Raw genomic sequence first — 12,341 nt, 5'->3', positions numbered from 1 at the left:
CGTGCCGCTCACCGGACGCCAGGACCTACGAAGGAACGAAGATGACTGCACTGCAGAGGGACCGGGGCACCGCGAAGCCCCCCGCGCGGACCGCACCGGCCGCCGACGCGGCCCGAGCCGGCCGAAGCCCCAGGCGCCAAGGGGTCCGCAGGCACTGGTGGTTCACCCCCTGGCTCTACCTGCTGGTACCGCTCGGGCTGCTGGTGACCTTCACCTACCTGCCGATCGCCGACATGGTCGGCTACAGCTTCACCGACTGGGACGGCATCAGCCCGGAGAGGAACAACGTCGGAGCGGAGAACTACACCGACCTGTTCACCCGCCCCGAGCTGTTCAAGGTGTTCCTGGTCAGCGGCGTCTACCTGATCGCCGCCGTGCTGCAGATCTGCCTGGCGCTGTACTTCGCCACCGTGCTGAGCTTCAACACGAGGTTCCGCAACCTCTTCAAGGGCATCCTCTTCTTCCCGTACCTGATCAACGGCGTCGCCATCGGCTTCGTCTTCCTCTACTTCTTCCGGCCCCACGGCACCCTGGACTCCCTGCTCGCTCTCCTGGGCATCCACGGCAACCACCTCTGGATGGGCGACCCGGACCTGGTCAACAAGTCGCTGGCCGGCGTCTCGGTGTGGCGCTACACCGGCCTGAACCTGGTGCTCTTCCTCGGCGCCATCCAGTCCATCCCGCCGCACCTCTACGAGGCCGCCGCCCTCGACGGGGCCAACCGCTGGCAGCAGTTCCGCCACATCATCGCGCCCAGCATCAAGCCCGTCATCAGCCTCAGCGCGATCCTCGCCGTCTCCGGCTCGCTCGCAGTCTTCGAGATCCCCTACATCATGACCGGCGGCGCCAACGGCTCCCAGACCTTCGTCATCCAGAGCATCAACATGGCCTTCAAGTTCGACAAGTTCGGCCTGGCCTCGGCCAGCGCCGTCGTCCTGATCATCCTGATCCTGCTCGTCACCTGGATCCAGCGCCGCCTGGTGCCGGAGGAGAGGGTGGAACTCTCGTGACCACCAACCCCGTCACCCCCGCACCGCACCCCCGCACCGCGCGCAGGATCCACGCCCGGACCGCCGTCGCCGACGGCGCCAAGTACCTCTCACTCATCCTGGCCAGCGCCGTCGTCCTCATCCCGCTGCTGGTTATCCTGTTCACCGCGCTGAAGACCCGTCAGGAAGCCCTCGGCACCGGCCCGCTCGACCTGCCCGGCAACTGGCTCAACCTGGAGAACTTCCGCATCGCCTTCACCCAGGGCAAGATGCTCCCCGCCTTCCTCAACACCACCTTCATCCTGCTGATCTCGGTGACCGGCACGGTCGTCATCGGCTCGATGACCGCCTACGCCATCGACCGCTTCGACTTCCGGCTCAAGAAGCTCGTGATGGCGCTGTTCCTGCTCGCCAGCCTGGTCCCCAGCGTCACCACCCAGGTCGCCACCTTCCAGATCATCGACAACCTGGGCGCGTTCAACACCCGCTGGGCGCCGATCCTGCTCTACCTCGGCACCGACATCATCTCCATCTACATCTTCCTGCAGTTCATCCGCTCCATCCCCATCTCCCTCGACGAGGCCGCCCGACTCGACGGCGCCAACAGCTTCACCATCTACTGGCGGATCATCCTGCCGATGCTCAAGCCCGCCATCGCCACCGTGGTCATCGTCAAGGGCGTCACCGTCTACAACGACTTCTTCATCCCCTTCCTCTACATGCCCTCCAGCGACCTGGGCACCATCTCCACCTCGCTGTTCCGCTTCCAGGGCCCCTTCGGCGTCAACTGGGAGATCATCTCGGCCGGCACCATCCTGGTCATCCTCCCCACCCTGGTGATCTTCCTCGCCCTGCAGCGCCTGATCTACGCCGGCTTCGCCGCCGGCTCCAGCAAGTGAGCCGCACCTCCCGGTACCCGGAGCGGCGGCACCGCACCTGCGCCGCGGTGCCGCCGCTCCGCACCACACCGCAGGTGACCGCGGGGAAGACCGGGCGATGAGCGCACGCGTCACCATCCGCGACGTCGCCGCCCGCGCAGGAGTATCCGCCGGAGCCGTCTCCCTGGCCCTCAACGACCGGCCCGGCGTCTCCGCCCCCACCCGGCAGCGCATCCGGGCGGCCGCCGAAGAACTCGGCTGGATACCCAACCAGGCCGCCCGCAGCCTGGCCCGGCTCGCCCCCGGCAGCGAGACCATCGGACTGGTCATCGCCCGCCCCGCCCACCAACTCGGCCTGGAACCCTTCTACATGGAGTTCATCTCCGGCATCGAGAGCTACCTGGAGGAGCGCTCGGCGACCCTGCTGCTGCGCCTGGTGCGCGACCGCGAGCAGGAGACCGCGGTCCACCGCACCTGGTGGCGCACCCGCCGGGTCAGTGGCACCGTCCTGGTCGACCTCACCGAGGCCGACCCGCGGATCCCCGCGGCCGCCGCACTCGGCATGCCCGCCGTCGCCGCCGGCCACCCGGCCCTGGCCGGCCGGACGCTGACCGCCGTGTGGACCGACGACTCCGCCGCCGTCGAGGACGCCGTCCGCTACCTGGCGATGCTCGGCCACAAACGCATCGCCCGCGTCGGCGGCGACCCGGCGCTCGGCCACACCGCCATCCGCACCCGCACGCTGGAGACCGTCGCCGGACAGCTCGGTCTGGAGCCGCCCCGCAGCCTGCCCACCGACTTCTCCGGCCGGGCCGGGGCACGCGCCACCCGGATGCTGCTGGCCTCCGCCGAGCGCCCCACCGCGATCCTGTACGACAACGACATCATGGCCGTGGCCGGCCTCGCGGTCGCCGCCGAACTCGGGCTCCAGGTCCCCGCCGACCTCTCGCTGATCGCCTGGGACGACTCCCAGCTGTGCCGGCTCACCCACCCCCCGCTGTCCGCGATGAGCCATGACGTCCACGGCTACGGCGCCCAGGTCGCCCGCACCCTGTTCGACGTCATCGAGCACCGGCAACCGCCCACCAGCGAGCCGTCCACGCCCGTCCTGGTTCCGCGCGGCAGCAGCGGCCCGCCGGCCCCCTGACTCCCGCCCACAGACTCCCGGCCCGTCCCCGACTCCTCTTGAGGGTGAGGAAGTTCGGGGCCGGGCCGGGCCCACCGCCCCGGAGCGCCCACATGACCGCCGACCTGCTCACCACCACCATCCGCCCCTACCCGTGGGGCTCCACCACCGCCTTGGCCGAACTGGCCGGCCGCCCGCCCAGCGGCGAGCCCGAGGCCGAACTCTGGATGGGCGCCCACCCCGGCGCACCCTCCAGCATCGACCGCGGCCAGGGCAGCGAAGCACTCGACGCCGTCATCGACCGCGACCCGCACCACGAGCTCGGCGACCGGGTCACCGCACGCTTCGGGCCCCGCCTGCCCTTCCTGCTGAAGCTGCTGGCCGCCGACCACGCCCTCTCCGTCCAGGTCCACCCCACGGCCGAACAGGCCGTGGCCGGGTACACCGCCGAGAACGCCGCCGCCGTCCCGCTGGACGCGCCCCACCGGATCTATCGCGACCGCAGCCACAAGCCCGAACTGATCTGCGCACTCGGCGACTTCGACGCCCTCTGCGGCTTCCGCGACCCGCGCGCCACCGCCACGCTCTGGCAACGGCTGGCCCTGCCCCTCCTGGGCCCCTGGATCCACGAGCTGCGCACCGCCCCCGCCGAACACGCGCTGCGCACCGTGCTGACCGCCGCACTTGCCGACGACCGGGCCAGGGGCGAGCAGATCGCCGCCCAACTTCCCTCCGTACTGGCCGCGCTGGCCGAGGGCGACAACTCGGAGGCGGCCACCTGGGCCGCCTACCGCGACGCCGCTCTCGACTACCCCGGCGACCCGGGCATCCTCGCCGCGATGCTCCTCAACCACGTCCGCCTCCGCCCCGGGCAGGCCCTCTACCTCGACGCCGGTGTCCCGCACGCCTACCTGCGCGGCCTCGGCGTCGAGATCATGGCCAACTCCGACAACGTCCTGCGCTGCGGCCTGACCCCCAAGCACGTCGACACCGCCGCACTCGCCGCCGTCGTCGACTTCCGCCCCACCGCCCCGCAACACGTCCCCGCCGTCCCCGCCGGGCCTGGCGAGCTCGAATTCCTCACCCCGGCCGAGGAGTTCAGCCTCTCCCGGATCGAGCTCGGAGAGCCGGTGCGGATCGCCGACGACGGCCCGCAGATCCTGCTCTGCGTGCGCGGCACCGCCCGCATCGAAGGCGGCCCCAGCCTCACACCCGGCCGCTCCGCCTACCTGCCCGCCGGCGACGGCCCCGTCCAACTGACCGGCGAGGCGACGCTGTTCCGCGCCAAGGTCCCGCAGCCCCGCTGACCGGGCCCCCGACTTCACGCTCCCAGGCACCACCCCACCCAACCGCATGTCCGGAGGAGACCCGTGAACGACCAGCACCGCGCCACCAGCCGCCGCACCCTGCTCGCAGCCGCCGCGCTCGGCCTCACCGCCACCCCGCTGCTCAGCGGCACCGCACTCGCCGCCACCGGCGCCGAGCAGCAGGAGGACCGCAGCCGCCAGGACGGCGGACGGCGCTCCTTCGTCACCAGCAGAGGTGGCGAACTGCGCCTGGACGGAAGGAAGTTCCGCTTCGGCGGCACCAACTGCTACTACCTCCACCAGCAGTCCCACTACATGATCGACGCGGTGCTGAACGACGCCGCCGCCATGGGCCTGACCGTGATCCGCGCCTGGGCCTTCGCCGACGGCGACGGCCACGAGTACCGCGTCCTGCAGCCCAGGCCGTTCCAGTACGACGAGGCCGCCTTCGACAGCCTCGACTACGCCGTCCACAAGGCCGGACAGCTCGGCCTGCGCCTGGTCCTCCCGCTGGTCAACAACTGGCCCGACTACGGCGGCATGCGGCAGTACGTCTCCTGGTTCCTCGGCCTGCCCGACGACTCCTACGGCGAGGGCGCCAACCACGACCGCTTCTACACCGACGCCAACTGCAAGAAGGCGTACCGGGCCTGGGCCAAGCACGTGATCGGACGCCGCAACCGCTACACCGGCCTGCGCTACGACGCCGACCCGACCGTCATGGCCTGGGAGCTCGCCAACGAGCCGCGCTGCCGCAGCGACAAGTCCGGCGCCACACTGCTCGGCTGGGCCCGCGAGATGAGCGCCTACGTCAAGTCCCTCGCCCCCCGCCAGCTCCTCGCCGTCGGCGACGAGGGCTTCTACGGCCGCCGGGGCGACGCCGACTACCCCTACTCGGACTACGAGGGCGCCGACTGGCTCAAGCTCACCGCCCTGCCCGCCGTCGACTACGGCACCATCCACGTCTACCCGCAGAACTGGGGCGAGACCAGCGGCTCCAAGCCCGGCACCGATGCCACCGCCTGGGGCACCCGCTGGATCACCGACCACCTCGCCGACGGCCGCCGACTCCGCAAGCCCGTCGTCGTCGAAGAGTTCGGCCTGCAGATCGACCCCGCCCGGGACATCGCCGACACCGCCGCCCGCGACGCGGCCTACCGGGCCTGGACCGGCGCCGCACTCGCGGGCGGCGCAGCCGGTGACCAGTTCTGGCTGCTCACCTCCCGCGTCGACGACGGCTCCTTCTACCCCGACTACGACGGGCACCGGGTCATGTGGAACAACGACCCGGCCAACCCCACCCGCACCGCCGCCCAGCTCTTCGCCGCCCACGCAAAGGCCATGGCTGCGGCGAGCTGACCCGCCCTCACCCTGACCACCCGCCGCCCGGTGGCCGTCACACCGGGCGGCGGGCCCCACCGCGAGGAGGACCGCCTGCATCCGCCCAGCACCGTCCTGTTCCAGGGCGACAGCATCACCGACGCGGGCCGCGACCGCACCCGTCCCGCCGACCTCGGCCACGGCTACGCCGCCCTGGCCGCAGCCCGGCTGCCCGGAGGGCCCACGGTGCTGAACCGCGCCGTGTCCGGCGACCGCCTCGCCGATCTGCGCAAGCGCTGGGACACCGACACCCTCGCCCACCGGCCCACGCTGGTCTCCGTGCTGATCGGCGTCAACGACACCTGGCGCCGCTACGACAGCGCACAGCACAGTCTGATCGACACCTGGGAGCACGAGTACCACCAGCTGCTGACCAGGCTGCACACCCACTGCGCCCCGCGCCTGGTGCTCATCGAACCATTCCTGGTGCCCGTCACCGCCGCCCAATGGAGCTGGCGCGAGGACCTTGACCCGCGGATCCAGGCCGTCCGCCGCCTCGCCGCCGCCCACGGCGCCCTCCTGCTCGCCGCCGACGGCCTGCTCAACCAGGCCTCCCGCACCGCAGGCGACCCCGCCCTCATCGCGCCGGACGGCGTCCACCCCAGCCCGCTCGGGCACCGCCTGCTCGCCGACGCCTGGACCGCACTGCTCAGCGACGCGCCCGCCTGACACCCCGTCACCGGGCGCCTCCCACCCGGCCGGCCGGAGGCGCAGCGGTCCGGGCGGCACGTCGTGACCGCCTCCCGCGTACCCCAGCCGCCCGCTCCCCCGCCCCGCCGCGATCCCCTGCGGCGGGGCGGCGCCGTGAGCGGCCCGCGCCGTGCACCGGTGCCTGCCCGGCGGACGGACCTGACGAGAGGTCAGCCGACGAGGCATGCTCCCGGACGAGGAGACGCCCGACCACACCACGAACGCGCAGGCCACCGCGTCCCCCCGGCAGCACCGGCCGCAGGACGGATCCCGCGTCGGCCCGCAGCCCGAGCTCTCGATTGTGACTAATCGGTTAACCATGTATTGACACCGCAATCTGGCCGCCAATACGGTCTCCATGCTTAATCGGTTAGGCAGAGGGTCGGCATGCAGTGGGCCGCTCCCCCGCGCACCACGAACGCCCCCTCCCGCCACACCAGGTGCAGGCGGTCTCGCCGCCGGAACCGGTCACCGCCAGCACAGCCCGACACCCGCCCGCCGCGCCAGGGACAGCCGCCGGCGGCGGGGCACCCCCGCAGATTCCTCCCACCCCACTCATGGGACGAAAGGAACACCCGTGCACCCGAGACTCCGCACCCGCCGCACCACACACCTCGCGCCGACGGCCCTCCTGCTCGCAGCCGCCCTCGGCGCCGCCGGCCTCACCCTCGGCCGCGCCGACACCGCGAAGGCCGAAGCCGCCCAGTCGTTCGCCACCCGCTGCGGCGTCCACTTCTGCCTGGACGGCAAGGAGTACTACTTCGCGGGCACCAACACCTACGACATGTTCGCCTACGGCTCCGCCTCCGGGGACACCGAGTCGCAGTTCATGGACAAGGCGAGGATCGACGCCCAGTTCGCCAACCTCAAGGCCGACAAGGCCGACGTGGTACGGCTGTGGATGTTCAACCACGAGAACTGGCACGGCTTCGAGAGGTCCAAGGGCGTCTACGACGAGCAGCAGTTCGCCCTGTTCGACTACATCATCGAGTCGGCCAAGTCCCACGGCATCCGCCTGATCCCGGTCTTCGAGAACTACTGGGAGGCGTACGGCGGCATCGACGCCCGCCTGCAGTGGGAGGGCCTGTCCGGCGGCCAGCCCGGCCGCGCCGCGTTCTTCGACAAGGCCCGGTGCCCCGGCTGCTTCACGTCCTACAAGAACTACGTCTCCTACGCGCTGAACCGCGTCAACCACTACAGCGGCATCGCGTACAAGGACGACCCGACCATCTTCGCCTGGGACCTGATGAACGAGCCCCGCTACGAGGGGCAGAGCCAGGCCGAGAACGTCAACGGCACCACGCTGCGGGCCTGGGTCGACGAGATGGGCGCCTTCGTCAAGGGCATCGACTCCAAGCACCTGCTGGGCGTCGGCCTCGAAGGACACGGCACCGCGTACGGCTTCGGCGGCGACGAGGGCAACCCGTTCGTCCACGTGCAGCAGTCGCCGTACATCGACTACACCTCCGCGCACCCCTACCCGACCGAGCCGTGGGCGGACCTGACCATCGAGGAGACCAAGTCGCTGATCCGGTCCTGGATCAGCGACTCCCACGACAAGGTCGGAAAGCCCTTCTTCATGGGCGAGTTCAACGTGCACAACGTCGACCGCTCGGCGTGGTGGAGCCAGATCTACGCCGACTTCGAGGCGGCCGGCGGTGACGGCAGCGCCTTCTGGTGGTACGAGGACCACAACGTCGACGGCAAGTTCGGCGTCCTCGCGGGCGCGCCCGAACTCGCCGCCTTCCGCACCCACTCGGACCGCATGCGCGCCAAGTCCGGCCTGGTGACCGGCACTCCGAGCCCGAGCACCTCCGCGAGCCCCGGCGAGCCGTCGCCGTCCGCCGGCGCCACCACGTCCGCGCCGCCGTCCCCCTCCGTCTCCCCCAGCACCCCCAGCACCCCGCCGCCGGCGAGCAGCTGCGCGGTGCACTACGGCCTGTCCGACTGGGGCGGCAGCTTCAACGGCGACGTCACCGTCAAGAACACCGGCACCACCGTGGTCAACGGCTGGCAGCTGGTCTTCTCCTTCCCCGGCAACCAGCAGGTCACCACCATGTGGAACGCCGTGAGCAGCCAGACGGGCAAGCAGGTGACGGCGGCCAACCCGGCCTCCTACAACACCACCATCGCGGCCGGAGCCAGCCTGAACTTCGGCTTCAACGGCACCTCCACCGCCGGCACCAACGGAATCCCCTCCTCCTTCACTCTCAACGGGGCTCCCTGCAGCACCTACTGACGCCCCACCAGGCCGACAGGGCCGTGCTCCATGCCTGCCTGCCGACGCCTGACCGATGGCCGAACCGGTTCACCCATCTGGTGCCGGAGGTACCCACAGGGGCACCAGCTACCTGAAGACGATGCAGCACAGATGACCTGAATCGACTTCAGACGCAGCCATCTCATCGGGAACTAATCGGTTAAGTCAGATCCGTTGACCGTCGTCTGACGGTGTGCCAGGATCCCGATGACAACGATGGCCAAGTCCCCGCCCCCACCCCCGGCGGGTCGACCGGCAAGACGTTGACGAGCGACCGTCCGCGCTCCCTCCGCCAGTTCGAGGCCCTCAGCAGAGGCCGTCCATCGACTCGGCGCCGGACAGGCCGCACCCCCACCCCATGATTCGAGGAGAGCCATGAAAGAGCCGCAGAGCCGCAGAACGCTCACGACGGTCGGCGCAGCGATCGCAGCCGCCTTCGGGCTGCTGTTCGCCGTGTTCGGATTCGCCCCGGGCAACGCCCAGGCCGCCGGCACCGGCATCCACGTCAACAACGGCCGGATCCTGGAGGCCAACGGAAGCCAGTTCGTGATGCGCGGGGTCAACCACGCGTACACCTGGTACCCCACCCAGACGACCGCCATCGCCGACATCGCCGCCAAGGGCGCCAACACCGTCCGCGTCGTCCTCAGCAGCGGCGACCGCTGGACCCGCACCAGCTCCGCCCAGATCACCACCCTGATCAACCAGTGCAAGGCCGCCAAGGTCATCTGCGTGCTGGAGGTCCACGACGCCACCGGCTACGGCGAGGACGGCGCCGCCACCACCCTCGACCGGGCCGCCCAGTACTGGGTCGACAACAAGAGCGCGCTGGAGGGCCAGGAGCCGTACGTCGTCGTCAACATCGCCAACGAGCCCTGGGGCAACAGCGGTTACACCGCCTGGACCGCCGCCACCAAGAGCGCCATCGGCAAGCTCCGCGGCGCCGGCCTCCACCACGCGCTGATGGTCGACGGGCCGAACTGGGGCCAGGACTGGTCCAACACCATGCGCGACAACGCCGCCTCGGTCTTCCAGTCGGACCCGGACCGCAACACCATCTTCTCGATCCACATGTACAGCGTCTACGACACCGCCGCCGAGGTCCAGTCCTACCTCGGCGCGTACGTCAACGCCGGACTGCCCATCGTGGTCGGCGAGTTCGGCGCCAACCACAGCGACGGCAACCCCGACGAGGACGCCATTATGGCTACCGCCCAGTCCTTCCAGGTCGGCTACATCGGCTGGTCCTGGAGCGGCAACGGCGGCGGCGTCGAGTACCTCGACCTGGTCAACGGCTTCGACAAGAACTCCCTGACCGCCTGGGGCCAGCGGTTCTTCAACGGTGCCAACGGCATCGCCGCCACCGCCCGCCCCGCGACCATCTACGACCGGCCCAGCCAGTCGCCCTCCCCCTCGCAGTCCCCGCTGCCCAGCAAGGCGCCGAACGGCTACCCGTACTGCGCCAGCTCCTCCTCCGACCCCGACGGCGACGGCTGGGGCTGGGAGAACAGCGCCTCCTGCGTCGTCCACGGCGGAGCTGCTGACCACTGACCGCTGTCCAGCCAGACTGATCACTGAGGTGTGCTGTCTCCGTCCTGGAGGTGGCGCACCTCAGTGCTGCGGCCACCCGCATTCGCCGGGCACTGCTCGCGAAGACCGTGATCGCGTGCTCGCAGCAGCACGTCGAGGCCGGAGTGGAGGCCAGGCCGGGTGCCGTCGGGTGCCACGGCCTCGACGGCCAGAGCGTGGGTCATCAACCCGGTGCGGACGGCAAAATGGTCACCGCCGACCGTGGCCAGCCAGCTAAGCCTGCGCAAGGCAGTCAGCTGCGGGCGCGCGGGCCGCTACAGCTGACGGCTCATCACGACAACCAAGTGGCACACTGGGCACCAGTGCAGCCCCGCGACCTGGCGCGCGGCGGCCCCGCCGGACTGCGAGGTGACCGATGTTCGATCTTCGGCTGCGGACCCTTCTCGGCGTACGGAGCCTCAACGATGCGACGTGGGCTCACGTGCTGACGCTTCTTGGCAACGAGAACGCCACCGAAGGCCCCGACCTCGAGTACAAGGCCGGACCTGTCCCGTACAAGACCGGCACCGAAGGGGCCGGCGAGTTCGTCAAGGACGTCCTCGCCCTCGCCAACTCCGGTGGCGGTGTCCTGGTGCTGGGCGTCGCCGAGAACCGAAAGACCTCGGTGCCGTCCGCCGTGGTGCCGGTGCCGACCACCGACCATGCCCGAAAGCACTACCGCACCATCCTTGTTCAGCGGGCCGCCCCGCACGTCGAATGCGCGATCCACTTCATCACCGAGAAGCCCGGGGACACCGAGGGCGTCACTCTCATCGCGGTGCCCCCGAGCGCCAGCGCCCCGCACGCCGTCGTCGGCACCGCCGACCCGCACGACGGCACGCTGCGCTTCCCCGTACGCAACGACAACACCACCCACTACATGAGCCTCGCGCAGGTGAAGAACACCATTATGGCGACCAACACCACCACAGCCGCTCGTCGGCAGTTCCTGGCCCAGGTGGAGAAAGACGCCTTGGGCGCGGCCTGGCTCGGCTACCCGATCACTGTGGTCACCCTCGTTCCTGACCTGCCGGGCGCCTTCACCATCAGCAAGTCCTCGCTGGAGGCGTTCAGGCGCGACCCCGGCGCGGACATGTTCTGGCACTCCCCCGAGGTCTTTCGGCACACCTCCGTCGGACCGCGCCGGATCACCGCCTCCGACGCGCCCAGCCGTGGCCGCCATGCAGTCCACCTCCACGCGGACGGAAGCGGCTCCTGGGGATCCAAAGCCGCGATCCGCCAGTACTTCCCCAACGATGACGACGAGACCGAAGGTCTCGTCGCCGGCTGGGACAGCCACCACATCGTCAAAACCGTACTGGACCAACTCCGCTACCTCCTCCAGCACGCCACCGAACGAGCCGGTGCCGCCGGAACCGCCACACTGCAGATCACCCTCCACGCCGCTGAAGAACTCCACCTCGGCACGACAACTCACAGCCGGAGCAACGTCACCATCGGGACCAGCGCCCACGGCCGCGCCTCCGGGACTGCCGGCGTTCTCCTGGACTCGAGCCCCGAGGGCGGCCCCGAGCTCGTCCGCGGCATCGCCGCCGCCCTCGCCGACCTCTACCAGCACTACGGCGTCGTGGAATCCGATCTCCTGACCCTGGACGGCGAGATCGTCCTGAACCAGTGGGTCCCCAACGATCAACAACGCGCCGAAGCATGGGCGGCGAACGCGGGCGTCACGGTCGTTCGCTGAGTAGTTCGGTGCGAACCGGTGACGAGCACCTGTGCCGGACCTCCCAGCTTCGGCGCAGGCGTCAGGCTGCCTGGCCGTAGTGCCCCCGGTCCTTCGCCACCTTCCGGCCAGCAGCACGGGCCTGACGGCGCTCTTCGCGCGCCAGGGCGTGGGCGATGGCGTCGACGGCTTGGCGGGCGGCGGTGCGGGTGAGGTGGGCGTAGAGGTCGGCGGTAGTGGCCACGGAGGCGTGGCGCACGGTCTTGGAGACGATGGTGATGTCGACGCCCTCGCCGACAGCGGTGGTCACGGCAAGGTGGCGCAGGTCGTGGACCGTGCACTGGGGAAGGCCTGCGGCGTGGGTGAGTGGCTGTTGTCGTTCCGTTCTTGAGGGGTGCTGGTCGAACGGGGGTCTCGATCGGGTGAGCGCTGCGGTCGTCGCGCATGAAAGCAGGGCC

At 70.4% G+C, this 12,341-nt stretch carries 10 protein-coding genes; 9 read left to right on the top strand and 1 reads right to left on the bottom strand.

The genetic code is table 11. The annotated features are described in order from the left end of the window. The first annotated feature begins 41 nt into the window (after positions 1-41). The 9 genes from ACIRPK_RS17225 (at position 42) to ACIRPK_RS17185 (ending at position 11,904) form a co-directional block, all read left to right on the top strand. Positions 42-1,010, top strand: a complete 969-nt coding sequence (locus tag ACIRPK_RS17225; RefSeq protein WP_403039221.1) for a carbohydrate ABC transporter permease — start codon at positions 42-44, stop codon at positions 1,008-1,010. After that, on the top strand, positions 1,007-1,888 hold the full coding sequence (locus ACIRPK_RS17220) for a carbohydrate ABC transporter permease (RefSeq protein ID WP_403039218.1): 882 nt from the start codon (positions 1,007-1,009) through the stop codon (positions 1,886-1,888). The genes ACIRPK_RS17225 and ACIRPK_RS17220 overlap by 4 nt, the downstream gene beginning before the upstream one ends. Before the next feature lie 97 nt (positions 1,889-1,985). Beyond that, positions 1,986-3,014 carry a LacI family DNA-binding transcriptional regulator gene (locus ACIRPK_RS17215; RefSeq protein ID WP_403039215.1) on the top strand — a complete coding sequence of 343 codons (1,029 nt, stop codon included), beginning with the start codon at positions 1,986-1,988 and terminating at the stop codon, positions 3,012-3,014. Positions 3,015-3,106: 92 nt separating this feature from the next. After that, complete coding sequence (gene manA, locus ACIRPK_RS17210; RefSeq protein WP_403039212.1) at positions 3,107-4,300, top strand: mannose-6-phosphate isomerase, class I; 1,194 nt, start codon at positions 3,107-3,109, stop codon at positions 4,298-4,300. Between the two features lie 63 nt (positions 4,301-4,363). Then, complete coding sequence (locus ACIRPK_RS17205; protein WP_403039209.1) at positions 4,364-5,659, top strand: cellulase family glycosylhydrolase; 1,296 nt, start codon at positions 4,364-4,366, stop codon at positions 5,657-5,659. Between the two features lie 30 nt (positions 5,660-5,689). After that, positions 5,690-6,349 (top strand): GDSL-type esterase/lipase family protein, encoded by a 660-nt coding sequence (locus ACIRPK_RS17200; RefSeq protein ID WP_403039206.1) that lies wholly within the window; start codon positions 5,690-5,692, stop codon positions 6,347-6,349. A 598-nt stretch (positions 6,350-6,947) separates the two neighbouring features. Continuing rightward, positions 6,948-8,609 carry a cellulose binding domain-containing protein gene (locus ACIRPK_RS17195; protein WP_403039203.1) on the top strand — a complete coding sequence of 554 codons (1,662 nt, stop codon included), beginning with the start codon at positions 6,948-6,950 and terminating at the stop codon, positions 8,607-8,609. A gap of 396 nt (positions 8,610-9,005) precedes the next feature. Continuing rightward, positions 9,006-10,181, top strand: a complete 1,176-nt coding sequence (locus ACIRPK_RS17190) for a cellulase family glycosylhydrolase (RefSeq protein WP_403039200.1) — start codon at positions 9,006-9,008, stop codon at positions 10,179-10,181. 460 nt (positions 10,182-10,641) lie between these two features. Continuing rightward, complete coding sequence (locus tag ACIRPK_RS17185) at positions 10,642-11,904, top strand: helix-turn-helix domain-containing protein (protein ID WP_403039197.1); 1,263 nt, start codon at positions 10,642-10,644, stop codon at positions 11,902-11,904. A gap of 61 nt (positions 11,905-11,965) precedes the next feature. Here the strand turns inward: ACIRPK_RS17185 and ACIRPK_RS17180 are convergent, their stop codons facing one another. Then, positions 11,966-12,337, bottom strand: coding sequence for a tyrosine-type recombinase/integrase (locus ACIRPK_RS17180; RefSeq protein ID WP_403039591.1), 372 nt, complete (start codon positions 12,335-12,337; stop codon positions 11,966-11,968). Positions 12,338-12,341: the final 4 nt, after the last annotated feature.

Source organism: Kitasatospora sp. NPDC101801, assembly GCF_044766665.1.
In the GTDB taxonomy this organism is placed as follows: domain Bacteria; phylum Actinomycetota; class Actinomycetes; order Streptomycetales; family Streptomycetaceae; genus Kitasatospora.
The sequence above is the reverse complement of the archived record's forward strand: the minus strand, read 5'-3'. Positions and strand labels throughout refer to the sequence as shown.

Coding starts and splice junctions, on each gene's coding strand:
- manA (WP_403039212.1), top strand. CDS start 3,107: ATGACCGCCGACCTGCTCACCACCACCATCCGCCCCTACCCGTGGGGC.
- ACIRPK_RS17190 (WP_403039200.1), top strand. CDS start 9,006: ATGAAAGAGCCGCAGAGCCGCAGAACGCTCACGACGGTCGGCGCAGCG.
- ACIRPK_RS17215 (WP_403039215.1), top strand. CDS start 1,986: ATGAGCGCACGCGTCACCATCCGCGACGTCGCCGCCCGCGCAGGAGTA.
- ACIRPK_RS17225 (WP_403039221.1), top strand. CDS start 42: ATGACTGCACTGCAGAGGGACCGGGGCACCGCGAAGCCCCCCGCGCGG.